Origin of the sequence: Rodentibacter genomosp. 1 (assembly GCF_001999285.1) — a bacterium.
GTDB lineage: Bacteria > Pseudomonadota > Gammaproteobacteria > Enterobacterales > Pasteurellaceae > Rodentibacter.
The window spans coordinates 167,946-192,916 of the sequence record NZ_MLHN01000011.1 but is presented as its reverse complement, the minus strand read 5'-3'; the positions used below and the strand labels follow the sequence as shown (position 1 = coordinate 192,916).

Annotated in this window: 24 protein-coding genes, 3 tRNA genes, 1 pseudogene and 1 riboswitch; of the genes and pseudogenes, 12 read left to right on the top strand and 16 right to left on the bottom strand. The window is 40.5% G+C overall.

What is annotated here, in order from left to right; translation table 11 throughout:
- Positions 1-16: 16 nt before the first annotated feature.
- From ftsX to ftsY, 3 genes are read right to left on the bottom strand one after another with little or no spacing between them, the layout of a single operon-like run.
- On the bottom strand, positions 17-949 hold the full coding sequence (ftsX, locus tag BKK54_RS07970; RefSeq protein ID WP_077542565.1) for a permease-like cell division protein FtsX: 933 nt from the start codon (positions 947-949) through the stop codon (positions 17-19).
- 9 nt (positions 950-958) lie between these two features.
- Entirely contained in the window at positions 959-1,615 is a 657-nt protein-coding gene (gene ftsE / locus BKK54_RS07965) for a cell division ATP-binding protein FtsE (protein WP_077542564.1), read from the bottom strand.
- 9 nt (positions 1,616-1,624) lie between these two features.
- Positions 1,625-2,935, bottom strand: a complete 1,311-nt coding sequence (gene ftsY, locus BKK54_RS07960) for a signal recognition particle-docking protein FtsY (RefSeq protein WP_077542563.1) — start codon at positions 2,933-2,935, stop codon at positions 1,625-1,627.
- 97 nt (positions 2,936-3,032) lie between these two features.
- On the opposite strand from ftsY, the gene rsmD reads away from it, so the two are divergent.
- Together rsmD and trmL are read left to right on the top strand one after the other, a co-directional pair.
- A complete protein-coding gene (gene rsmD / locus BKK54_RS07955; RefSeq protein WP_077542562.1) occupies positions 3,033-3,614 on the top strand; it encodes a 16S rRNA (guanine(966)-N(2))-methyltransferase RsmD in 582 nt (193 codons plus the stop codon).
- A gap of 8 nt (positions 3,615-3,622) precedes the next feature.
- Positions 3,623-4,102 carry a tRNA (uridine(34)/cytosine(34)/5-carboxymethylaminomethyluridine(34)-2'-O)-methyltransferase TrmL gene (gene trmL, locus BKK54_RS07950; protein WP_077542561.1) on the top strand — a complete coding sequence of 160 codons (480 nt, stop codon included), beginning with the start codon at positions 3,623-3,625 and terminating at the stop codon, positions 4,100-4,102.
- Between the two features lie 27 nt (positions 4,103-4,129).
- Here the strand turns inward: trmL and xylB are convergent, their stop codons facing one another.
- Both xylB and xylA read right to left on the bottom strand, forming a co-directional pair.
- Entirely contained in the window at positions 4,130-5,611 is a 1,482-nt protein-coding gene (xylB, locus tag BKK54_RS07945) for a xylulokinase (RefSeq protein WP_077542560.1), read from the bottom strand.
- A 56-nt stretch (positions 5,612-5,667) separates the two neighbouring features.
- Positions 5,668-6,987 (bottom strand): xylose isomerase, encoded by a 1,320-nt coding sequence (gene xylA, locus BKK54_RS07940; RefSeq protein WP_077542559.1) that lies wholly within the window; start codon positions 6,985-6,987, stop codon positions 5,668-5,670.
- Positions 6,988-7,225: 238 nt separating this feature from the next.
- Here xylA and xylF point away from each other — a divergent pair, with 238 nt between their 5' ends.
- The 4 genes from xylF (at position 7,226) to BKK54_RS07920 (ending at position 12,175) form a co-directional block, all read left to right on the top strand.
- The gene (gene xylF, locus BKK54_RS07935; RefSeq protein WP_077542558.1) at positions 7,226-8,224 is read left to right on the top strand and encodes a D-xylose ABC transporter substrate-binding protein; all 999 of its coding nucleotides are present in this window, start codon (positions 7,226-7,228) and stop codon (positions 8,222-8,224) included.
- Positions 8,225-8,269: 45 nt separating this feature from the next.
- Positions 8,270-9,781, top strand: a complete 1,512-nt coding sequence (xylG, locus tag BKK54_RS07930; protein WP_077542557.1) for a D-xylose ABC transporter ATP-binding protein — start codon at positions 8,270-8,272, stop codon at positions 9,779-9,781.
- A gap of 3 nt (positions 9,782-9,784) precedes the next feature.
- Complete coding sequence (locus BKK54_RS07925) at positions 9,785-10,912, top strand: sugar ABC transporter permease (protein WP_077542556.1); 1,128 nt, start codon at positions 9,785-9,787, stop codon at positions 10,910-10,912.
- Positions 10,913-11,011: 99 nt separating this feature from the next.
- The gene (locus tag BKK54_RS07920) at positions 11,012-12,175 is read left to right on the top strand and encodes a XylR family transcriptional regulator (protein WP_077542555.1); all 1,164 of its coding nucleotides are present in this window, start codon (positions 11,012-11,014) and stop codon (positions 12,173-12,175) included.
- A gap of 59 nt (positions 12,176-12,234) precedes the next feature.
- On the opposite strand, the gene ribB is transcribed toward BKK54_RS07920, so the two are convergent.
- Entirely contained in the window at positions 12,235-12,882 is a 648-nt protein-coding gene (ribB, locus tag BKK54_RS07915; protein WP_077542554.1) for a 3,4-dihydroxy-2-butanone-4-phosphate synthase, read from the bottom strand.
- Between the two features lie 87 nt (positions 12,883-12,969).
- Positions 12,970-13,138: riboswitch (FMN riboswitch) on the bottom strand.
- Here ribB and nadR point away from each other — a divergent pair.
- Both nadR and BKK54_RS07905 read left to right on the top strand, forming a co-directional pair.
- A pseudogene (gene nadR, locus BKK54_RS07910) lies at positions 13,133-14,351 on the top strand (multifunctional transcriptional regulator/nicotinamide-nucleotide adenylyltransferase/ribosylnicotinamide kinase NadR). It overlaps the preceding riboswitch by 6 nt.
- Before the next feature lies 1 nt (position 14,352).
- Positions 14,353-15,036: a metallophosphoesterase family protein gene (locus BKK54_RS07905; RefSeq protein ID WP_077542552.1), complete on the top strand. Its 684-nt coding sequence runs from the start codon at positions 14,353-14,355 to the stop codon at positions 15,034-15,036.
- Positions 15,037-15,095: 59 nt separating this feature from the next.
- Here BKK54_RS07905 and BKK54_RS07900 read toward each other — a convergent pair.
- From BKK54_RS07900 to waaA, 7 genes are all read right to left on the bottom strand, one after another.
- Positions 15,096-15,172: transfer RNA gene (locus BKK54_RS07900), tRNA-Arg, on the bottom strand.
- A 55-nt stretch (positions 15,173-15,227) separates the two neighbouring features.
- Positions 15,228-15,304 (bottom strand) — tRNA-Arg (locus BKK54_RS07895).
- A 20-nt stretch (positions 15,305-15,324) separates the two neighbouring features.
- A tRNA-Ser gene (locus BKK54_RS07890) sits at positions 15,325-15,417 on the bottom strand.
- 146 nt (positions 15,418-15,563) lie between these two features.
- A complete protein-coding gene (gene rep / locus BKK54_RS07885) occupies positions 15,564-17,576 on the bottom strand; it encodes a DNA helicase Rep (RefSeq protein WP_077542597.1) in 2,013 nt (670 codons plus the stop codon).
- A gap of 5 nt (positions 17,577-17,581) precedes the next feature.
- Positions 17,582-17,794, bottom strand: coding sequence for a YceK/YidQ family lipoprotein (locus BKK54_RS07880; RefSeq protein ID WP_077542551.1), 213 nt, complete (start codon positions 17,792-17,794; stop codon positions 17,582-17,584).
- Positions 17,782-18,261: a pantetheine-phosphate adenylyltransferase gene (gene coaD / locus BKK54_RS07875; protein WP_077542550.1), complete on the bottom strand. Its 480-nt coding sequence runs from the start codon at positions 18,259-18,261 to the stop codon at positions 17,782-17,784. The genes BKK54_RS07880 and coaD overlap by 13 nt, the downstream gene beginning before the upstream one ends.
- A complete protein-coding gene (waaA, locus tag BKK54_RS07870) occupies positions 18,258-19,541 on the bottom strand; it encodes a lipid IV(A) 3-deoxy-D-manno-octulosonic acid transferase (protein WP_077542549.1) in 1,284 nt (427 codons plus the stop codon). Before waaA ends, coaD begins: the two co-directional genes overlap by 4 nt.
- A gap of 61 nt (positions 19,542-19,602) precedes the next feature.
- On the opposite strand from waaA, the gene BKK54_RS07865 reads away from it, so the two are divergent.
- The 4 genes from BKK54_RS07865 (at position 19,603) to BKK54_RS07850 (ending at position 22,141) form a co-directional block, all read left to right on the top strand.
- Positions 19,603-20,361, top strand: a complete 759-nt coding sequence (locus BKK54_RS07865) for a glycosyltransferase family 2 protein (protein WP_077542548.1) — start codon at positions 19,603-19,605, stop codon at positions 20,359-20,361.
- Between the two features lie 117 nt (positions 20,362-20,478).
- On the top strand, positions 20,479-20,931 hold the full coding sequence (gene exbB, locus BKK54_RS07860) for a TonB-system energizer ExbB (RefSeq protein ID WP_077542547.1): 453 nt from the start codon (positions 20,479-20,481) through the stop codon (positions 20,929-20,931).
- A 2-nt stretch (positions 20,932-20,933) separates the two neighbouring features.
- Positions 20,934-21,356, top strand: coding sequence for a TonB system transport protein ExbD (gene exbD, locus BKK54_RS07855; RefSeq protein WP_077542546.1), 423 nt, complete (start codon positions 20,934-20,936; stop codon positions 21,354-21,356).
- An 8-nt stretch (positions 21,357-21,364) separates the two neighbouring features.
- Complete coding sequence (locus BKK54_RS07850) at positions 21,365-22,141, top strand: energy transducer TonB family protein (RefSeq protein WP_077542545.1); 777 nt, start codon at positions 21,365-21,367, stop codon at positions 22,139-22,141.
- 53 nt (positions 22,142-22,194) lie between these two features.
- Here BKK54_RS07850 and rhlB read toward each other — a convergent pair whose 3' ends face one another.
- The 3 genes from rhlB to dusB form a co-directional block, all read right to left on the bottom strand.
- Positions 22,195-23,442: an ATP-dependent RNA helicase RhlB gene (gene rhlB, locus BKK54_RS07845; protein ID WP_077542544.1), complete on the bottom strand. Its 1,248-nt coding sequence runs from the start codon at positions 23,440-23,442 to the stop codon at positions 22,195-22,197.
- A gap of 189 nt (positions 23,443-23,631) precedes the next feature.
- A complete protein-coding gene (gene fis, locus BKK54_RS07840; protein WP_077414529.1) occupies positions 23,632-23,931 on the bottom strand; it encodes a DNA-binding transcriptional regulator Fis in 300 nt (99 codons plus the stop codon).
- On the bottom strand, positions 23,925-24,905 hold the full coding sequence (gene dusB / locus BKK54_RS07835; RefSeq protein ID WP_077542543.1) for a tRNA dihydrouridine synthase DusB: 981 nt from the start codon (positions 24,903-24,905) through the stop codon (positions 23,925-23,927). The genes fis and dusB overlap by 7 nt, the downstream gene beginning before the upstream one ends.
- Positions 24,906-24,971 lie beyond the last annotated feature (66 nt).

The window sequence follows — 24,971 nt, the reverse complement described above, 5'->3', positions numbered from 1 at the left end:
TTTTCAATATCAACACTTAAATTCGTTTATCAATCAACGCAATGTGTCTTTTAGCGGCAATCCAAGCGCCAACATAGCCCATAATCAAACAGCTGACTAATAAGAAGATTAATTCGCCAATGCCTAAGCCGTTTAGGGCAAACTGTACGGCAAAAATATCGGTGACATACTTCACTGCAGAAGTGAAATAGCCAATGATAAAACTACTAAAAATGGCAGCAACAAAACCACCCAACAGGGCATAAATCATACCGGTGTAAAGGTAAGGACGAAGGATAAAATGATCGGTTGCACCGAGTAATTTCATCACGTCAATATCAGCCCGGCTACTATACACATCGGAACGAATACTGTTGCCAATCACTAAGAAGACGGCGATTGCCATCAATACGGTGCAAAAAATCGCCACGTGTGCCACCAGCCATGAAAGTGCGGTCAATTTTTCCATCCAATCATTATCTAATCGAACCTCTTGTACGCCTTTGATTTTATCAAGACTGGCACGCAATATTTCACGTTTTTCGGAAGCATTAAATTCTTTCGTCGGTTTTACCATCACGACGGCAGGCAATGGGTTATCATCAAGAATTTCTAATTCTTCACCAAAACCTGACCAACTTTTAAATTCCTTAAGACTTTCTTGACGAGAAACATAATTCAGGGAATCCACGCCTTCCTGTTGGCGAATTTTCTCCACCACTAAATTGGCATCTTCTTCACTTAAATTTTTGTGTAAATAAATAGTGAGTTCGCTTTCAGGATAAAATTGCGTTGTGGCTAAATGTAAATTTTTCCACATTAAATAGCTGACAGTAGGAATGGTGAGCGAAACGGCAATCACTAAAATAGTGAGTAAAGTACCGAATTTGCGTTGCCACAAATCCGCCCACACCGCGCGTAAGGTGTAAGCCGTTTGCACAAAAAAAGAAGCATCAGTTGAGCGGCTCATGGTTTTTCCTTAATAACGTAAATAGCCTTGTTCAAGCACCAAACAAGGTTTTGGTTTTTGTTGGATTAAATTAATATCGTGGGTAGCGATTAACACAGTCATGCCTAAACGATTAAATTCTTCAAAAAGATTAAAAATGCCTAATGATAGCTCATCATCGAGATTTCCCGTTGGTTCATCCGCCAATAAAAGTTGCGGTTTATGCACAATCGCACGAGCAATATCGACCCGTTGTTGTTCTCCACCGGAAATTTGTGGCGGCAAATAATGCGCTTTATTACGCAACCCTACACGATCAAGAGAGGCCATAGCACGTGAATACGCATCTTTCGGGTGCATGCCGGCAATGATAAGCGGTAATGCCACATTTTCTACCACACTGCGATCCGTCAACAAACGATAATCTTGGTGAACCATACCGATTTGGCGACGCAAAAACGGAATTTCATACTTTGACAGACGAGTGATGTCATGGCCGTTAAACCAAATTTGTCCCGCATTGGCTTTTTCCATGCCCATAATCAACTTAAGCAAGGTACTTTTCCCTGCACCGGAATGCCCCACCAAATAGGTCATACTGCCTACCGGTAAATGAAAATTTAGCCCTTGCAACGCCGGTTGAATCGCACCATGATAGGCTTTGGATACATTGGAGAATTTAATCACAATCTGTCCTTATTCTTCTTCTTCGTGGATAAATAATGCGTCAATAAACTCTTTAGCATTAAATTCGCGCAAATCTTCAATTTTTTCACCCACACCAATATAACGAATCGGTAAGCGGAACTGATCGGCAATCGCAAAAATCACCCCGCCTTTTGCCGTACCATCCAGTTTTGTGAGAGAAATACCGGTTAAACCGACTGCCTCATTAAACAATTTTGCTTGGCTGATCGCATTTTGACCGGTACCGGCATCCAAAGTGAGCATAATTTCATGTGGCGCAGTTTCATCATACTTTTTCATCACCCGAACGATTTTTTTCAGCTCGTCCATCAAGTTATTTTTATTTTGTAAACGCCCTGCGGTATCGGCAATTAAGATATCAATGTTGCGTGCCGCCGCAGATTGCATTGCATCAAAAATAACGGAGGCGGAATCCGCTCCCGTACTTTGCGCCACTACGGGGATATGATTTCGTTCTCCCCACACTTGTAGCTGCTCCACTGCTGCTGCTCGGAAGGTATCGCCGGCAGCCAACATGACGGATTTTCCTTCTGCTTGGAATTTCCGTGCAAGTTTGCCAATCGTGGTGGTTTTACCCACCCCATTCACCCCCACCATTAAAATCACATAAGGTTTTTTCGAGGTATCGATTTTCAATGGCTGCACAACCGGCTCAAGAATATTCGCCATTTCGACTTTGAGTTGTTGATAGAGTAGCTCTGCATCTTGTAATTGTTTCCGACTTGCGTGTTCGGTTAGATTTCTAATGATTTTAGAGGTTGTCGGCACACCAATATCCGCAATTAACAACTGCTCTTCTAACTCCTCAAATAATTCATCATCAATTTTTTTGCCTAAGAAAAAACTGAGAAAACCGGCACCGATATTTTGCTTGGTTTTGAGTAAGCCTTTCACTAAACGGCTAAAAAAACCGCCTTCGCTTGGTTTTTCACGGATTTCAGTTTGCACTTCCGCTTGTAGTTCAGGATGAAATTCTTGTTTAACTTCTTCGACAATATCGGCATCAATCTCTGCCCCTGCAACTCTGCGATTTTCTTCCACATTTTCTGGCTCAATGATCGTATCAGGCAAATTAAGTGCGGTTGAAATTTCCGAGTTTTTTTCTTCTATTTCGGCTTGTTCCACCTCATCTAACGGTTCTGTTACCTTTTCAACAGAAGATTCGATAATTTCGGTTTCAACTGCCGTTTCCTTGATTTTTTCTTCTTCAATGATGGGTTCAATTTGCGTGCTTTCTTGTTTTTTATTACGCCCAAATAATGATGCCCAAAATCCGCCTTTTTTCTTTTCTTCTGCCATAAATTGTTCTCTTAACTGCTGTCCGATAAAAATGTGGTTCATTCTAGCAAAAAATCGTATAAACTAAGCACAATTTTCACTAAAAATACGCTTCTTTATGAAAAAATCACAAGGACAATCGCCAAAAGGCGAAGTTCGCATTATTGCCGGACTTTGGCGTGGTCGGAAATTGCCGGTGTTAAATGCAGAGGGATTACGCCCCACCGGCGACCGTGTAAAAGAAACCTTATTCAATTGGTTAATGCCCTACATTCACAATGCAAAATGTTTAGACGGTTTTGCCGGTAGCGGTTCGTTGGGGATTGAGGCGCTTTCCCGTCAAGCCGAAAAAGTGACCTTTTTAGAAAAAGACAAAACTGTTGCCCATCAACTGAAAAGAAACCTGCAAACGCTAAAATGTACAGTAGAACAGGCTCAAGTACTCAATCAAAGTTGTTTGGATTTTTTAAAACAACCGCAAAATCAACCGCACTTTAATGTGGTTTTTCTCGATCCGCCTTTTCATTTTGGCTTGGCAGAGCAAGCGATCCGACTGCTTGTTGAAAATAACTGGCTGTATCCGAATGCCCTTATTTATGTAGAAACGGAAAAAGAAAATCACCTCACCCCACCTGAAAATTGGACATTGTTAAAAGAGAAAACCACCGGAATGGTGAGTTATCGTTTATATCAAAACTGAGAAAAATTATGTTAGACATTGTTTTATACGAGCCGGAAATTCCCCAAAACACCGGCAATATTATTCGCCTTTGTGCCAATACCGGTTTTCGTTTGCACTTAATCGAGCCTCTTGGCTTCACTTGGGATGATAAACGATTACGCCGCTCGGGCTTGGATTATCACGAATTCGCTGAGATCAAACGCCATAAAACCTTTGAGGCGTTTTTAGAAAACGAAAAACCGAAACGGTTATTTGCCCTCACCACCAAAGGTTCGCAGGCGCACAGCCAAGTGAAATTCGAGTTGGGCGATTATTTAATGTTCGGCCCCGAAACCCGCGGTATCCCGATGTCGATTTTAGACAGCCTACCGATGGAACAGAAAATCCGAATCCCGATGACCGCCAACAGCCGTAGTATGAATTTATCCAATTCCGTGGCGGTTACCGTGTATGAAGCTTGGCGACAGTTAGGCTATGAAAGTGCGGTCAATTTTTCTAATAAATAAAACGAAAGGTGGGGTAGCCCACCTTTTTTAATGAAGAGAATGAAGATAGGCAAGATAACGTTGGTAAACCCTTTCATAGGATTCAACGTTTTCTTGATGCGGGAAACATCTTGAATCTGGGTCTAAATGCACAAATGCTTCACATAATACGTCTAACTCACCTTCGCCATTTGCCCACATGGCTTGAATTGCGCCTCCAAGCGCTGCCGCTTCGTCTTCCAACAAACACACGACTTCTGTGTTCATCACATCGGCTATTATTTGTCGCCAAAGTACACTTTTCGACCCTCCGCCGATCAAACGAATTTGTGACGTTGCCAACCCAGCTTGTCGGAAAAGATCCAACCCGTAACGCAAGGTAAAAGTTGCACTTTCCATCATGGCACGGCAAAGATTGGCTTGGGTGAAATTACTTGAATCTAAACCTAAAATACGGGCTTTTTCATTCGGTAAAGGCGGGACACGCTCGCCGTTGAAAAATGGCAAAATTGTCACCCCTTCCGATCCAATCGGTGCTTGTTGTGCAAGATGATTAAATTCCTCCACATTAATATTAAGCAAATTTATCGCCTGTTTATTTGATGAAGTCATATTCATCACACAGATGAGCGGCAACCAACCATTATTACTCGAACAAAAATTAGCAATCATCGGAGGTAAATCCTGCAACGGTTTATGTGTGTAAGCATAGAGGGTGCCGGATGTACCAAGACTCATCGTGACAATGCCCTCACGGATATTTCCTGTGCCTATTGCGCCCATCATATTATCGCCGCCACCGGTGGAAACCACGACATCTTCGTTAAAACCGAATTGAGCCGCAATGTCAGGTTTTATCACTCCAAGTTTTGTTTCTGCAGAAAGCAAGGTTGGCAATACCTCCTCCATATTTAATTCCGGTGCAATTTGTGAAAATACGGTTGGATTCCACCGCCGTTTTACAATATCAAAATAACCGGTACCGGAAGCATCACCAAACTCCGTACAAAAATTCCCGGTAAGCCAATAATTAAGATAATCGTGAGGTAACATAATTTTTCGGATTCGTCCAAAAAGCGCCGGATAATGCTGGCGAAACCAACACAATTTAGAGGCAGTATAGCCTGTTTGGCACATAATACCGAGTTGATGAAATGCTTTCTCTTCGCCTCCAAGACGCTCAATCAACGCGGCATTTTCATCTGCCGTTTCCGTATCACACCAAAGTTTTGCGTTGTATAAAGGTTGATCGACCTCGTCCAACAAAACTAAACCGTGTTGCTGACCAGAAATCCCAATGCCTTTCACTAAACGTGGCGAAAAGTGTGGTAAAGTTTGCGCCTGTTTTAACGCCATGCTTAATGCTTGGTTGAATGCGTCAAGCCACCAATTAGGATGCTGTTCACGTCGCCCGTTCGATTGTTCAATCAAATCATGTGCGGCATACCCCACCCCAATCACTTTTTTCCGCGTATAATCTACGATAATCGCTTTTGTGCCTTGTGTACCACAATCAATGCCGATATACATACTGCCTCCCAAACCAAAAAGTGCGGTGAAAAATGACCGCACTTTTGAACTAAACCTTAACGATAAATGACTTGATTCACGATATTTTCTAGATATTCTTGCTGACCGGATACCGGTTTTGGATCCCACTCTTTTTCTTGCACAAGTTGGGCTAGTTGTTCCAAAGAAAGCTGACCTTGCAAAATTTGTTGACCGAGTTCACCGTTCCAACCGGCATAGCGCGCTTCAACAATTTTGTGTAGCGTTTCTTCTTCGATCATTTTTGCTGCACGTTTTAAAGATAATGCTAACACATCAATTGCCCCAATATGACCATGAAATAAATCATAAGGATCGGTACTTTGGCGACGAATTTTTGCATCAAAATTAAAACCACCCGTAGTAAATCCGCCATGTTTCAAAATTTCATACATCACTAAGGTGTTTTCCTCTACGCTATTCGGAAATTGATCCGTATCCCAACCAAGTTGCGGATCACCACGGTTGGCATCAATAGAACCGAAAATATCTAATGCACAGGCGGTTGCCACTTCATGTTGGAAAGTGTGTCCGGCAAGGGTCGCATGATTGGCTTCAATGTTTACCTTAATTTCTTTTTCCAACCCAAATTGTTTTAGAAAGCCATAGACGGTTGCCACATCATAATCATATTGATGTTTTGTCGGTTCTTGCGGTTTCGGTTCAATTAATAACGTACCGTTGAAACCAATTTTATACTTATGTTCCACCACCATTTGCATAAAACGACCGAGTTGTTCACGCTCACGTTTAAGATCCGTGTTAAGCAAGGTTTCATAGCCTTCACGCCCGCCCCACAATACATAGTTTTCCCCTCCTAAGCGTTTTGTGGCGTTCATTGCATTGAATACCTGCATCGCTGCCCAGGCAAAGACTTCGGGATTCGGATTGGTCGATGCGCCGGACATATAACGCGGATGGGTAAAACAATTTGCTGTTCCCCATAGCAGTTTTACACCGCTTTCAGCTTGTTTGCGTTCTAAAATATCCACGACATGATGGAAATTTTGTAAATATTCTTTTGCAGAATTGCCTTCCGGTGCGACATCCACATCATGAAAACAATAATAAGGTACACCTAATTTACTGAAAAACTCAAAGGCAATCTCTGCTTTTTGTTCCGCCCCGGCAAGTGTATCAGCATTTTTTTGCCAACTTCGGTCAAGAGACCCCAACCCAAACATATCATTTCCATTCCAACAAAAGGTATGCCAATAACATACGGCTAAACGCAAATGTTCCGCCATCGTTTTGCCTAAAATAACCTGATTCGCATCATAGTGTTTAAAAGCAAAGGGGTTGGTTGATTGTACGCCTTCAAAGGTGACTTTTTCAATTTTATCGAAGTAGTTTGCCATAGGATTTTCCTCTCTAAATGATGAAATTTCCTGTATTTTTATGAAAAACACCATCCTCATCAATTACGTTATTTTGTTTTCCAATGGCGATAATTTGCAATTGTGGCATAGATCACAATTGTGAAAAAACGTAATAATAGTGAAAGATTTTATAATTGAAAGAGAGGGTTAAAAGAAGAAAACTAACCATCGGAGCAACCGCTCTACCTTCTATTCAATTAACTATTGAGGTATCAGTATGAAAATTAAATCAGCTTTACTCACCCTTGCAGCAGCATTAACGGTATTGAGTAGTTCTGCCTATTCCAAAGATCTTAAAATCGGCTTATCTATTGATGACTTGCGTTTAGAAAGATGGCAAAAAGATCGCGATATTTTCGTCAAAAAAGCAGAGTCTATGGGCGCAAAAGTTTTCGTACAATCTGCGAATGGTGATGATTCGGCACAAATTTCTCAAATTGAAAATATGATCAATAAAGATATTGATGTTTTAGTGATTATTCCGCACAACGGTGAAGTATTGAGCAATGTCATTGCCGAAGCGAAAAAAGAAGGCATCAAAGTATTGGCTTATGATCGCTTAATTAACAATGCCGAATTAGATTTCTATGTTTCTTTTGATAATGAAAAAGTGGGGGAATTACAAGCTAAAAGCATTGTCGCAGTAAAACCTGAAGGTAATTATTTCTTGATGGGCGGTTCACCGGTCGATAACAATGCAAAATTGTTTAGAAAAGGGCAAATGAAAGTCTTAGACCCCTTAATTAAAACAGGAAAAATTAAAGTGGTTGGCGATCAATGGGTCGATTCTTGGCTCGCCGAAAAAGCATTACAAATTATGGAAAACGCTCTCACCGCCAATAAAAATAATATTGATGCCGTTGTCGCTTCAAATGATGCAACCGCAGGTGGCGCAATTCAAGCATTAAGTGCGCAAGGTTTGTCAGGTAAAGTCGCTATTTCAGGTCAAGATGCGGATTTAGCCGCAATTAAACGCATCGTCAGCGGCTCACAAACAATGACCGTTTATAAACCTATTACAAAACTCGCAGATAAAGCAGCTCAAATCGCAGTACAACTAGGCAAAAACGAAAAAGTTGAATCTAATGCAGAACTGAATAATGGACTTAAAAACGTACCTGCCTATTTACTTGATCCGATTGCCGTTGATAAAAACAATATTGATGAAACAATCATTAAAGACGGCTTCCATACAAAAGAAAGCATTTATCAATAAGCTTAAAGGGGAAGTCTCTTCCCCTATTCTTTAGGGAGTATAGCTATGGCATTGTTAGAAATGAGAAACATCACAAAAAAATTTGGTGATGTGACCGCACTTCGCGATATTTCCATTGAGCTTGAAGCTGGGGAAATCCTGTCCTTATGTGGTGAAAATGGTTCAGGGAAATCCACACTAATGAAAGTGCTTTGCGGTATTTATCCTTATGGCGATTACAGTGGCAATATTTATTTTTCAGAAAGTGAATTAAAAGCCAAAAATATTAAGGAGACTGAGGAAAAAGGCATTTCCATTATCCATCAGGAACTCACTCTGGTTAAGAATATGTCAGTATTAGAAAATATCTTCTTGGGTAACGAAGTGACACATAAATGTATCACCGCAGATAATGAAATGTATCTACGCTGTAAAACATTACTGCAACAAGTTCAATTAGATATTGATCCTAATACGCGTGTAGGGGAATTAGGGCTTGGTCAACAGCAATTGGTTGAAATTGCAAAAGCACTAAACAAACAAGTGAGATTATTAATTCTTGATGAACCTACCGCCTCATTAACCGAAAAAGAAACCGCCATTCTATTAACACTCGTTAAAGATTTAAAAGCACATAATATTGCCTGTATCTATATTTCCCATAAGTTAAATGAAGTAAAAGAAATTTCTGACAAAATCTGTGTCATTAGAGATGGCGAACATATCGGAACAAAAAATGCCGATACAATGAGTGAAGATGACATTATCACCATGATGGTGGGAAGGGAAATCACTTCCCTCTACCCTCATGAACCTCACGAGATTAAAGACGAAATTTTACGTGTTGAAAATCTTTCTGCTTGGCACCCTATCAATACACATATTAAACGTGTGAACAATGTGAGTTTTAACCTTCATTCCGGGGAAATTCTTGGTATTGCCGGGCTTGTAGGTTCCGGTCGCTCGGAGATGGTGCAATGCTTATTCGGCTCTTATCAAGGTAAATATGAAGGAAAGATTTTTATTCATCAGAAACAAGTACAGATCAAAAATTGTGCACAAGCTATTGCACATAAAATGATGATGGTTCCGGAAGATCGGAAAAAACACGGTATCGTCTCTATTATGGGCGTTGGCAAAAACATTACACTTTCATCGTTAAAAGAATATTGTTTTGGCAAAATCGTCGTCAATGATGCAAAAGAGGAAAAGGTTATTGACTCTGCGATTGAACAATTGAAAGTGAAAACCTCTTCTCCAGAACTTCCTATCGGACGGTTAAGCGGTGGAAACCAACAAAAAGCCATTCTGGCAAAATGCTTATTACTCAATCCTAAAATTCTTATTTTAGACGAGCCGACACGAGGAATTGATGTTGGTGCAAAATATGAAATTTATAAATTAATCAACCAATTAGCTAAAGAAGGGATGGCTATTATTGTTATTTCCTCCGAATTGCCTGAAGTGTTGGGCATTAGTGACCGAGTTCTCGTAATGCACCAAGGTAAACTCAAAGCCAGTCTGGTCAATAACGGACTCACGCAAGAACAAGTAATGGAAAACGCGCTTAAGGAGTAATCAATGTTTAAGTTAAAATCCGTAAACTTACAAGTTTATATTATGTTAATTGCCATAGCGGTGATTATGGTATTTTTCACTATTACAACGGACGGTGCTTATTTAAGTGCACGAAATATTTCTAATCTACTGCGTCAAACATCAATCACGGGTATTCTTGCCATTGGCATGGTATTTGTCATTATCTCTGCCGAAATTGATTTATCCGTTGGCTCCCTAATGGGGCTATTAGGGGGATTTGCCGCCATTGCAGATGTGTGGTGGGGATTGCCATTACCGATCACAATCATCGCAACCCTTGCTTTAGGTTTACTCTTCGGTATTTGGAACGGTTGGTGGGTCGCCTATCGTAAAGTCCCTTCATTTATCGTCACACTAGCCGGTTATCTCGCGTTCCGCGGAATCTTAATCGGTCTCACCAATGGCACGACCGTATCTCCGATTAGCGGTTCAATGACGGTCATTGGACAAGGTTACCTTTCCGATATAACTGGATTTATACTTGGTGGAATAGCGGTCATTGGTTTTGTTCTCTGGGGGAATTACCAACGCAAAAGCCGCCAGCAGCTTCAACTTAACGTTCCTCCATTATCAAAAGATTTTTCAAAATATGCCTTGTTTGCCATCATTGTATTAGGTGCCATTTATTTATTAAACGATTATCGCGGCATTCCGTTTCCCGTATTAGTGCTTGCCATCCTCGCTATATTTGGGTTATTTCTTTCCCGTAAAACCGCTTTCGGTCGCCATGTTTACGCCATTGGGGGAAATATTGATGCAGCCAAATTATCCGGTATTAACGTAGAAAAAACTAAGCTCATCATCTTTGCTATGAATGGGGTATTAGTCGCCATTGCCGGATTAATTTTAAGTGCCCGTTTAGGTGCTGGCTCACCTTCTGCCGGACAAAATGCTGAATTAGACGCCATTGCTGCTTGTGTCATTGGGGGCGCAAGTTTGGCAGGCGGTGTCGGGAGTGTTTTCGGTGTGGTCATTGGTGCATTGATTATTGCATTATTAGATAACGGCATGAGTATGCTTGATGTCCCGACATTCTGGCAATATATCGTCAAGGGTGCAATTTTATTACTTGCCGTATGGATTGATACCAGTAGCAAGAAAAAAATGTAACATATTATCGCCATTGAAAAATGGCGATTTTTCTATCCACACTTTTATAAAAATCCATTTTCCGCTATATTTCTTATAACCCAATTAATGGACAAAACAATGGCGGAGCAATACTACAAAATCGCACTCTTATTTAATGCCAATAAAGTCTATGATAGGCAAGTGGTGGAGGGCATTGGGCAATATATTCAGGCTTCACAATGTACGTGGGATATTTTTGTAGAAGATGAATTTACTTACCATGCCGACAGCATAAATCATTTATCTATTGACGGCATTATTGCCGATTTTGATGATCCTAAAACGGCGGAGTTACTTGAACATACCCAAATTCCGACGATTGCCGTTGGCGGCTCTTATAAACAGCCTCATCTTTATCCGCACTTTCCTTATGTTGCAACCGATAATTTCGCCCTTGTTGAACTTGCCCTTTCACACCTTCAACAAAAAGGGCTGTCTCAATTCGCTTTTTACGGAATACAAGTAGAAACCGAAAAGCATTGGTCAAAGGAACGAAAGAATTCATTTATTGAATTAATGGAAAAAAATCATTATCCGCTCTACCTCTATGAATGCGGACAAATTGACGCACAAAATTGGCTAACTGAACAAGCAAAACTCATCAATTGGTTAAAAACTTTGCCACCTCATACAGGCATCGTTGCCGTCACCGATGCACGAGCTAGACATCTATTGCAAGCCTGTGAATACAGCAAAATCGCCGTCCCGGAAGAACTTTGCGTAGTGGGTATTGATAATGAGGAATTGATTCAGTATCTATCTCGAGTCTCCCTTTCATCTGTCGAACAAGGCACTCGAGAAATTGGCTACCAAGCCGCCAAATTGCTACATCGTCAGCTAAATGGGCAAAAAGTCTCCCATACGCCGATTTTAATTCCACCTATCACTATACATTCGAGAAACTCCACCGATTATCGCTCGCTACATGATCCCCTCGTAATGCAAGCGATGCATTATATTCGCCACCGTGCGTGCCAAGGCATAAAAGTGGAACAAGTATTGGATCATCTTGAAACATCACGCTCTAATCTTGAGCAACGTTTCAAAAATGCGATGAATAAAACCATTCATCAGGTTATTCACGAAGAAAAAATCTCGCGCGCAAAAAATTTATTACAACAAACGGAGATTTCCATTCAAGAAATTTCCGAGATTTGCGGCTATCCTTCCATTCAATACTTTTATTCCGTATTTAAGAAAGAATTTGGCATGACTCCAAGGGAATTTAGAAAAAATAGTTAGATAAAAGAGCGGTTAAAAATCTCTGTGAATTTTAACCGCTCTTTTATTTGTCCCCCAAATTAAACTTGGTGCGCCAAGCGATATTCGACCAAATCCTCTATCGTCAGCACGACGTAACCAAATTTTTGTGCAAATTCAACAATTTCAGGTGCGCGAGCCATGGTGCCGTCATCGTTGGTAATTTCGCAAATGACACCGGCTGGTTTAAAACCGGCAAGACGGGCTAAATCGACAGAGGCTTCTGTATGACCACGGCGGGCAAGTACACCGCCATTTACCGCACGAAGCGGGAAAATATGACCGGGACGATGTAAATCGGTCGGCACGGCGTTATCTGCAACAGCGGCTTGAATTGTGGTAACGCGATCAGCGGCAGATACTCCTGTGGATACGCCTTTCGCGGCTTCAATAGTCACGGTAAAAGCGGTTTTGTTTACGCTATTGTTGTTTTCCACCATTGGTGGTAAATCAAGTTGTTGGCAAAGCTCTTCCGTAATGCACAAACACACGATACCGCTACCGTAACGGATTAATTTCGCCATTTGCTCGGTGGTGATGGTTTCCGCCGGGAAGATTAAATCCCCTTCGTTTTCGCGATTTTCATCATCTAATACCAATACACCGTTGCCGTTTTTAAACGCTTGGATAGCATTAAGTACACGTTCTTCGGCAGTTGTACCGAATGGGGATAAAATAGACTGATTCATCGTAATTTCCTTATTTCTTAGATTAAAATTAACCAGAATCAGGGCTGAGAAATGTAAATAAAAAGAACGGTTTGGGATTCCAATCCGCTTTATTCTCTTTCATCCAGACTTTACTGTCGGCTTTGGAATTACACCAAATCTGCTAACCTTAAAAAGCGTTTAATGCGTCAAATTCTCGTTAAAAATTGACCGCACTTTTTAAGTGCTCGCGGGCTCTACCGCCGGTTGGGAATTTCACCCTGCCCTGAGAATGAGCATAAAGTATAGCGTAAAATCGTCAGGTGCAAAATCAGAACGTGAAAAATATTTGCATTTAGCCTACAATACGTGCACTTAATCCTTATGTGATTGTCAGGTAAAGCATGTCAGCAGTCCAAGAGAAAAAAATCGGTGTTATTTTTGGGAAGTTTTATCCCGTGCATACCGGTCATATTAATATGATTTATGAGGCGTTTAGTAAAGTCGATGAATTACACGTGATTGTGTGTAGCGATACCGAACGTGATTTGAAGCTCTTTTACGATAGCAAAATGAAACGTATGCCTACCGTGCAAGACCGCTTACGCTGGATGCAACAAATCTTCAAATATCAAAAAAATCAGATTTTTATCCACCATTTAATCGAAGACGGTATTCCGAGTTACCCCAACGGCTGGCAGGCTTGGAGCGAGGCAGTAAAAACTTTGTTCAGAGAAAAAGAATTTGAACCCTCCGTGGTTTTCAGTAGTGAACCACAGGATAAAGCCCCTTATGAAAAATATTTAGGTTTAGAGGTTTCTTTAGTGGATCCTGACCGTACATTCTTTAATGTATCGGCAACCAAAATTCGTACGACTCCTTTTCAATATTGGAAATTTATTCCGAAAGAAGTCCGCCCGTTTTTTGCCAAAACCGTTGCCATTTTAGGCGGTGAAAGTAGCGGTAAAAGTGTGTTGGTCAATAAACTTGCTGCGGTATTTAATACTACGTCAGCCTGGGAATATGGGCGTGAATTTGTGTTTGAAAAACTGGGTGGCGATGAACAAGCGATGCAATATTCTGATTATCCGCAAATGGCATTGGGACACCAACGCTACATTGATTATGCTGTCCGCCACGCCCATAAAATTGCCTTTATTGATACGGATTTTATTACCACACAGGCTTTTTGTATTCAATATGAAGGTAAAGCTCATCCATTTCTTGATTCAATGATCAAGGAATATCCTTTTGATGTCACGATTTTACTAAAAAATAATACCAAATGGGTGGATGATGGCTTGCGTAGTTTAGGTTCTCAAAAGCAACGCCAACAATTCCAACAACTTTTAAAAAAATTGTTAGATAAATACAAAGTACCTTATATTGAAATTGAATCGCCAAGCTACTTGGAACGTTACAATCAAATCAAATCAGTGATTGAAAAAATATTAAACGAAGAAGAACTAGACAATTTACAGAACGGCCCAAGAACAGTAAAGAGTAAATAAAATGATTCTATTTGCAGGTGATCCGCACGGAAGTTATGAACATCTTTATCCTTTTGTACAAGAAAACGACAATGTTGCGTTGATTATTTTGGGTGACTTGCAGCTGACCTCGCCCTGTGAATTGGATAAGCTCGCGAAATATTGTGATATTTGGTTTATTCACGGCAATCACGATAGCAAAACTGTCTCAGCGTTTGAAGCTATTTGGGGTTCGGAATGGAAAAATCGCAATTTACACAATCGTGTAGAGGAAATTCAAGGAGTGTATATTGCCGGATTAGGTGGGGTATTCCGTGGTCAAATTTGGATGCCGCCAAATCGTCCAATGTTTTTTGATCCTATCCATTATTGTCAATATAGTTCACAAGAAAAGATTTGGCGTGGTGGTGTGCCACTACGTCATCGTACATCAATTTTTCCTTCCGATATTGAAATGCTTGAAAATAAACAGGCTGATATTTTAATTTGTCATGAAGCACCAAAACCGCACCCTATGGGATTTCAAGTGATTAATGAGCTTGCAGAAAAAATGGGGGTAAAACATATCTTCCATGGTCATCATCACGATAATTTTATTTATAAAACCCAGCATTCTTACAAAATTACAAACGTAGGATTCCGTAGCCTTGCTGACGTCAATGGAAATTATTTATTGAAAAATATTGATGATCGTGATGGGAGATGAAATACTATCTAATTAAATTAGTTAGTGGAAATTATTAGAAACGAAAGATAAGAGGGAAATGGCGCACCCGAAAGGATTCGAACCTTTGACCGCTCGGTTCGTAGCCGAGTACTCTATCCAGCTGAGCTACGGGTGCGTAATGATGTTTTAATTACTGTTAACCATTTTATTAAGATAGAGCCGTTCTAAAATGGCGCACCCGAGAGGATTCGAACCTCTGACCGCTCGGTTCGTAGCCGAGTACTCTATCCAGCTGAGCTACGGGTGCAGAATAAATAAAACCACAAATGGCGGTGAGAGAGGGATTCGAACCCTCGATGGAGTTTTTGACCCCATACTCCCTTAGCAGGGGAGCGCCTTCAGCCTCTCGGCCATCTCACCACAATCGGTGTGTGGGCGGTATGATACGTTTTTTTGAAAATATGTCAAACCCTTTTTTGAAAAAGGTAATGCGTTTGAATATTTTCTCTTCAGATTGTGTAAATAAAGTGCGCTGAGTAAAACGTTCGTTTTTCCGACCGCACTTTTTAACCATTCAAAATGGAACGTAAACGATCTAGCTGACTTTGTGTCTGCTGTTGTTTTTGTTCCGCCGTCAGTTTGGGTTTATCTCGTTCCCAAAGCACATCATCATACGGTAATTCAGCTAAAAATCGGCTCGGTTCCGGGCGACTCAGCTCGCCATATTGACGACGTTCTCGGCATAGGGAAAAAGTTAGTTCCTTCTGAGCCCTTGTGATCCCCACATAAGCCAAGCGGCGTTCTTCTTCTACATTATCTTCATCAATGCTGGTTTGATGTGGCAAAATGCCTTCTTCCATACCGATCAAATACACGTAAGGAAATTCTAGTCCTTTCGAGGCATGTAACGTCATCAACTGGACTTGATCGCTTTCCTCATCATCTTCACCCCGTTCCAACATATCACGCAAGGTTAAACGAGTGACTACTTGATTAAGGTTCATTGGTTCATTGGTTTCATCGCCTTTCAGCATATCCGCCACCCAATCAAACAATGTGGCGACATTTTTACTTTGCATTTCAGCGGCTTTTGGCGTGGTGGCATATTCGTACAAATATTCTTCATAATGAATGGCAGACAACATGGCACGAACGGCACGCTCCGGTTCCGAACGTTGCACTTCGTCATTTAATTCGACTATCCAGCGTCCAAATTTTTGGAGGGCATTATAGGATTTCGGTGTCACCCGTTGAATAAGCTCAAACTCAAAAATCGCCTCAAATAGGCTTATATGTTTTTCCTGTGCAAGCTCGCCCAGTTTTTGTAAGGTTGTCGTGCCGATCTCACGTTTTGGCGTATTTACGATACGCAAAAATGCCGCATCGTCATCTTGATTTACGACCAAACGCAAATACGCCATCATATCTTTAATTTCCGCACGAGAGAAAAAAGAAGTGCCACCGGAAATTTTATAGGGAATACGGTTTTGCATTAACACTTTTTCCAACAAACGGGATTGATGATTGCCTCGATACAAAATCGCGTAATCCTTATATTTTGTCTTGCGACTAAAACGATGAGCGATCAATTCGGCAACAATGCGTTCAGCTTCGTGTTCTTCATTCTTCGCTTCAATCACCAATAATTTTTCACCCTCGCCGATGTTAGAAAACAATTTTTTGTCGAACACGTGTTGATTGTTATCAATCAAAATATTGGCACAATGCAAAATACGCTGAGTGGAGCGGTAATTTTGTTCCAATTTAATCACTTGTAAATTAGGAAAATCATCACGCAAACGCACCATATTCTCCGGTTTTGCCCCACGCCAGGAATAAATGGACTGGTCATCATCCCCCACCACGGTAAAACAGTCTCGTTTCCCCACCAGCAATTTGATTAACTCATATTGGCAGGTGTTAGTGTCTTGATATTCATCGACCAACAAATAACGAATTTTTTCCTGCCATTTTGACCGCACTTCTTCATTTTGCTTGAACAATAAAGTGGGAAGCATAATCAAATCGTCAAAATCTAACGCATTATAAGCACGAATTTGTGTCGCATAACGTTCATAACATTTGGCAAAGGTTTGATATTTCGCATCCCGTGCTAAAGCATAGGCTTGCTTTGGTGAAACTAAATCATTTTTCCAATTGGAAATCACCGAAGTTAATTCACGCAGCAGATCTTTGTCTTCTTTCAACACATCTGCGGTGAGTTCTTTTAACAAAGCAAATTGATCGTATTCATCAAACAAGGTCATATTGGCTTTGAAACCCAATACCTTGTATTCCCGTTTGATGATGTCAAAACCAAGAGTATGAAAGGTGGAAACTGTCAAACCTTTGGTTCGCTCTTTTCCAATGGAATGCGCCACCCGCTCTTTCATTTCTCGTGCGGCTTTATTAGTGAAGGTCACCGCCGCAATTTGTTTCGGAGAATAACCGCACTTTGCGATCAAGTGCGCAATTTTATTAATAATCACACGAGTTTTTCCGGAACCTGCACCGGCAAGCACCAAGCAGGGACCGGTAACACATTCTACTGCGTGTTGTTGTTGGGGATTCAGTTTCATCATTGTTATTGAGCCCATGCGTAGGGCAGTAAAACAGTATCGAGTAAAAAGGAGAGAGGCAAATCCAAAATCGGTAAGCCCCATTGTTTCATCATTTCCAGATCATAGGCGACACCGGCATAGGCAGTATAGTCTTCTGAAGGATCAACCAATTTCACCACGGTACCACAACCGGATAGGGCAAAAAGTGCGGTTAAAATGAAGGCTATTTTTGGCATCGTTCTTGCAAGGCATTGAAGACAGCTGGTGGTACAAGTTCAGACACATCTCCACCATGTAAATAAATTTCACGCACGATAGTGGATGAGACAAACGCCCATTTTTCAGTCGGTGGAAAGAAAAGACTTTCAACGCCGTTTGTAAGTAGTCGATTAAGGGAAGCGAGCTGGAGTTCGTATTCAAAATCGGTTGTCGTTCGCACACCACGGATAATCGCCGCAACATTACGGGCTTTAATGACATTCGCCAACAAATCGGAGAAACCAAAGACTTCAACATTCGCTAAATGTGCAACGGATTGTCGGGCAAGTTCAATGCGTTCATCCAAAGAAAATAACGGCTTTTTACTCGGGCTATTCGCCACCGCCACGAAAACTTTGGGAAAAATGACCGCACTTCGCTCAATAATATCCAAGTGCCCGTTTGTGATAGGATCAAAAGTGCCAGGGTAAATCACCGTTGTCATACTTTACGCTCCAAATAAGGCTTTAATAAATCAAATAAACGCGATAATGCGCCCCGATTTTCCATTAATACTTCATAACCTGAATGACCTAAACGCAAACACACCTTTTTTGAGTCAAGTAATGACTCAACGGCTCGCTCTAATGCCTCAACAGTTGAATTAATTTCCAATACGCCTTGCACTTCTACGAGTGTTCTAAACACTTCAGGGAAATTAAAGGTATGTTTCCCACTAATAACCGGGATCTTAAATGCCAAGGGTTCAAGAGGGTTATGTCCCCCGTGCTTGACAAGACTTCCCCCAACAAAAGCAATATCAGAAACACCATACATCAGCATCATTTCGCCCATGGTATCGCCCAAAATCACTTGGGTATTGGCATTGGGCAATTCACCGGAGGAGCGGCGAATAAATTGAAATTTTTCTTTTTCAATTAACATGGCGACTGAATTAAACCGCTCCGGATGGCGAGGGACGAGGAGTAAAAGTAAGTTAGGGTATTTTCTCAGCAACTGACGATGTGCTTGCAAAATCATTTCTTCTTCGCCCTCGTGTGTACTTGCTGCAATCCAGATTTGACGCTCTCCCCCCCATTGCTCATTCAATATTTGAATTTTTTCAAGCAAGGTCTGGCTGACGGTTAAATCATACTTGATATTACCGGTCAGATTAATTTTTTCTTTTGGATAACCCAAATCGATAAAACGTTTCTCACTGATTTTATCTTGGGGCGCAACTAAGCTAATTTGCGACCACATTCCCTGTAAGTGTCGTCGTACCTTATCATAGCGTTTTGCAGAACGAGCGGATAAACGGGCATTTGCAACAATAAACGGCACACTATGTCGGTATAGTTGTTGAATTAAGTTCGGCCAAAGTTCTGTTTCAATCACAATACAAAGTTTGGGTTGAACAAAATCAATAAAACGATTGATTGCCCAAGGAATATCATAGGGTAAATAGTAGTGATTCACTGTATCACCAAAGGCATCTTTCACGCGATCAGATCCTGTTGGCGTCACTGTAGTGAAAATAATAGGTAAATCGGGGTAGTGCTGTTGAATACGACGAACTAAAGGTGTCGCGGCGATCACCTCTCCAACAGATGCTGCGTGAATAATCACACCGTTTGCATTCGGGCGAGCCAAATTTCCATAAAACCCATATCGCTCGCCTAATCTTTTACGATAGTTAGGAGCTTTGAAACTTCTTATCCACATAAAGAAAAGTAGCAAGGGTAGACTCAAATACATTATGCCGGTATAAAAAAAACGCCACATAGATTAAATTCGGTTATACTGGAAAAAATTTTGGGTAGTATAGCAAAAAAAGGATCAGAATATGCCAACAATTAGTATTGCGATGATTGTAAAAAATGAAGCTAAAGATCTTGCATTGTGCCTAGATACAGTGAAAGATTGGGTAGATGAAATCATCATTTTAGATTCAGGCAGTACCGATAATACAAAGGAAATTGCGCTAAGCTATGGGGCAAAATTTTATGAGAATACCGACTGGCCCGGCTTTGGTAAACAACGTCAGATCGCTCAACAATATGTTACCTGTGACTATGTATTTTGGTTGGATGCCGATGAACGGGTGACGCCTGAATTGCAGGCCTCAATTAAACAGGCGGTGCAACAAAATGCAGAAAATACCGTGTTTAAGATCCCACGGGTCAGCGAAGTATTTGGACGTGAAATTCGTCATTCGGGTTGGTACCCTGACTACGTAGTACGTTTATATCGTACAGATTATGCTGGCTATGATGACTCATTAGTACATGAAAAAGTTCGCTATCCAAGCCATACCCGTGTTGAAAAATTGGAAGGTGATTTACAACATTTCACTTATAAAAGCATTCATCACTATCTCGTGAAATCAGCCAATTATGCAAAAGCTTGGGCAGACCAACGCCAAGCAAAAAATAAAAAGGCGACACTCTGGCAAGGTTCAAGCCATGCTATTGCCTGTTTTGTCAAAATGTATATTTTGAAAGCTGGTTTCTTAGATGGAAAGCAAGGCTTTCTACTCGCAGCACTGTCTGCCCACTCTACATTTGTGAAATATGCAGAACTATGGGAACGGGATCAGCATTAAAAAAGTGCGGTTAAAAATTCCCGTGTTTATCCAATTCGTATTTACGATCTCTTTTCCTTTTGTTAGAATTTGTAATCTAATTGAAATCAATTCTCAATTGTTTTTTAAGGATAGGAAATGCCTCAACTTTTTGAATTTTTACAACAGTACAGTGACTACATCATTATCGGGCTTTTACTTGTTATGAGCGTTCTTATGCTTGCCATGGTTATTGAGCGCTTTATTTTCTTAACTAAAATAAATGTAAGTAAATACGCTAATATCCATGCTTTAGATATCGATTTGAATCGAAATATGACTATTATTTCAACAGTAGGGGCAAATGCACCTTATGTTGGTTTATTAGGTACGGTCATTGGTATTTTATTGACGTTTTATCAAATTGGTCAGGGGGGAGGCGATGTTGATGCCGGTGAAATTATGCTACACCTCTCTTTAGCATTAAAGGCGACGGCTCTTGGTATTTTAGTCGCTATCCCTTCAATGATTTTTTATAACGGCTTAAATCGTAAGATTGAAGTAAACCGCTTAAAGTGGAAAGTATTAAATTCACAAAAAGATAAGGAATAATCGTGAAGAGATTTGATGAAATTAATATTATTCCTTTCATTGATATTATGTTGGTGCTGTTAGCGATTGTACTAATTACGGCTTCGTTTATTTCACAGGGTAAAATTCAAGTTAATGTACCAAAAGCGAGTACGGCTGTTGCGTTTAAATCTGATGAACTTGCGAAACTTGTAACGGTTACTCAGAAAGGTGAGCTTTATTTTAATGATAAACCTATCTCTCGGGAGGCGCTAGAAACGGAAGTTAATCATTGGAATAAAGCACAAAAAGTAACATTAAAAATTGATGCAGAAGCGAGCTTTCAAGATTTTGTTAATATTACTGATTTACTGGCCAAAAATGAAATTAAGAATGTGGCAATCGTATCAATGAAGGATAGAGGGAGTAGTTCAAAATCTGTAATAGCGGAAGCAGCGACGAAATAGGAAAAGCAATGAAACAAGTTAAACGTTCATTTTTAGGTTTACTTATTTCTCTTTTTATTCATGGGGCGGTTGTAAGTGTATTATTGTGGAACTGGCATAAAGGAAATGATAGTGCGAATAGTCATGCAGGTGAATTAGCAACCAGTATTTCTATGGAAATGATACAGGGGATGCGTGTGGAGGAATCGTCTTCGGAACCATTACCTCAAAAAGCTGAACCCGAACTATTGAAAAAGGAGATTATTGCTGATCCAACTAAGAAACCTGAAGTTGAGAAGAAAAAAGAGCCGGAGAGAAAGCCGGAAAAACCAAAAGATAAGGTAAAACCACAAAAAGAAAAACCTAAAAAAGAGGTGAAGCCTAAAGAAAAAGGGCAAACCTTGTCAAAAAATTTACCGGTTGGAGAACGTAATATAAATTCTGCCTCTTCAGTAAGTTCAAAGGCGACGAGTACCAGTATGGTCAATACTCAGTCCAATATGGTTGGAAGTGGCTCAAATACGAATGAAATTGCTACTTATAAGGCTGCGTTATATCGTGAAATTGAGCGCCGTAAACAATATCCGACAAGGGCTAAAATGATGCGTAAACAAGGTATTGTTCACATATCGTTTAATATCGGGCATGATGGTGTGTTGAGTGGTGAAAATATTGTGAGATCCTCGGGTGATGAGAGTCTAGATAATGCGGCATTGAAAGCCGTGCAAAACGCAAAACCGGTAGGCCCTAAACCGACAGGCCTTGCAAGCAAACTTTCTGTTCCTATTCGTTTTAGTTTACAATAATGGATAAAAAAAGCGGAGTTTTATCTCTGCTTTTTTGTTTATAAAATTCATTATCAATAGGTGCGATGATTTCTTGATAGCGTGCGGGTATGATTGTTAAATTTTGATTTCAACCGAAGTGGTTTTGGTAAATTTAATAGAGAAGTCGAATCATACTGGCTGACAGGAATTGAATGCCCGATATATTCTTCAATGGCCGGTAAGTTCATCGCATATTCCTCGCATGCAAAGCTAATAGAAACCCCACTTTCACCGGCACGACCGGTACGTCCAATGCGATGGACATAATCTTCACGATCATCCGGTAAATCATAATTAAAGACATGGGTAACATCCGAGATATGTAAACCTCGTGCAGCAACATCGGTGGCTACGAGAATATCTAACTGACCATCAGTAAATTGTTTTAACAAAGAAAGGCGCTTTTTCTGTGCAATATCACCGGTTAGTAATCCTACCCGATGTCCATCAGCCGCCAAATAGCCCCAAATTTCTTCACACCTATGTTTAGTATTGGCAAACACAATACAGCGATCCGGCCATTCTTCCTCAATGAGTGTCAATAATAATGCCATTTTGTCACTATTTGATGGATAAAATAATTCTTCTTTAATACGATGCCCGGTTTTTTGTTCCGGCTCAATTTCGATGTATGCCGGAGTATTCATATCTTCAAAAGCAAGCTCCCGCACTTTGTAAGAAAGCGTGGCAGAAAAGAGCATCGTTAGACGATGTTGAGGCACAGGACATTTACGCAGTAAATAACGAATATCGCGAATAAAACCGAGATCAAACATTCGATCTGCCTCATCTAATACAACCACTTGAATTTGATCTAAATGAATAATCCCTTGCTTGACATAATCAATCACGCGTCCTGTTGTGCCAATTAAGATATCTACACCCTGTTCAATGGCTTGTAATTGCTTGTCATAGCCCTCGCCACCATAAGCAAGTGCGGTTTTTAATCCGGTTGTTTTTGTAAACAACTCTGAATCATGACTAATTTGTACCGAAAGTTCACGAGTTGGAGCCAGAATGAGGGCTCTTGGTTGATTGTAACGAATGCTATTTTTGGGATTATTGAGTAAATGGTGAAAAGTCGCCGTTAAAAAAGCTAAGGTTTTACCCGTACCGGTTTGCGCTTGTCCGGCAACATCTCTGCCTTTCAATGTGATCGGCAGTGAAAGGGCTTGGATAGGTGTGCAATATTCAAATTTATTATTTTGCAATGCTTTTAACACGATAGGGTGTAAAGCAAGATCTGAAAATCGTTGTTGGCTTAAGTGGTTTTGTGTCATAACAGTCATATTTTTTGAAAAAGTTGCTTAGGATAGCATGAATAGAGAAATTCCCCAATGAGTATGCCTATTAGCCGACTGATTATGAAGAGAAATAATGGGGTTGGATGACTTGTTTTTTAATGGAAGAAAAAAGCCTACTTGAGTTAAGTAGGCAATTTTTAGCATTAATTTATCGGAGGAATTTGATTAACCCATACCGTATTTTTTCAATTTTTTGCGTAAGGTGCCACGATTGATACCAAGCATATTAGCAGCACGAGTTTGGTTACCGCGGGTATATTGCATAACCATATCCAACATAGGGTGTTCAACTTCCGATAATACTAATTCGTAAAGATCATTCACATCTTGACCATCTAATTGTGATAAATAATTACGTAATGCTTGTTTAACAGAATCACGTAATGGTTTATTGGTTACTTGTGATTGAGCGTTTAAAACTGAAACGGTTAATGCTTCAGATGGACTACGTTGTTGTTCTAACATTTCTCTCTATCCAAAATTGAATTTAAAAACTCTTCCAACACAATAAGCTGCTCTTTAGGATCACTGATTGTGTTAAAAGTCTGTCTAAAAACGGAATTGGGTTGAATTCCCTGTAAATACCAAGCTACATGTTTACGTGCAATACGATAACCTTTTTGCTCACCATAGAATTGATGTAATTCTTTAATATGATGCAAGATTTGACCGCACTTTTCACTTAGACTCGGCGTTTGAATTATCGAATCATGCTCAATGAAGGCATCTACTGCTTGAAATAGCCATGGATTACCGAGTGCAGCACGACCGATCATAATTGCATCAGCACCTGTATAATCAAGCACTGTTTTTGCTTTTTCAGCAGAATCAATATCGCCATTTGCAATTACTGGAATTGAAATAGCGCTTTTGACTGCACGAATATTGTCGTATTCAGCTTCACCTTCAAACAGACATTCTCTCGTCCGCCCATGAATCGTTAAAGCTTGAATACCCGATTGTTCGGCAATTTTACCGATTTGTATACAATTTCGATGGGATTTATCCCAGCCAGTGCGAATTTTTAAAGTAACAGGTACATTAACGGCATTGACCACTTCCCGTAGAATGTTTTCTACCAATTCAGGAAATTGCAATAAGGCTGAGCCTGCGAGCTTGCGATTTACCTTTTTAGCGGGACATCCCATATTGATGTCGATAATTTCTGCGCCGTATTCCACATTAATAGCAGCAGCTTGTGCCATTTCTAATGGATCGGAACCTGCAATTTGCACGGCATTAATGCCTAAGTCATCACTATGGGCTAAACGAAGTTTAGATTTCTCCGTATGCCAAACTTGCGGATTGGCGGACATCATTTCTGAGAATGTGAGCCCTGCACCATAATGTGTACAAAGACGACGAAAGGGCTTATCGGTAATGCCAGCCATTGGGGCGAGTAAAACACGATTTTTTAACTGGTATGAACCGATTCGCATTTTATCTTTACCACCTAAACCAACCTAAATCCATTATCGTCACCACTATTATCATTGAATAGGGGC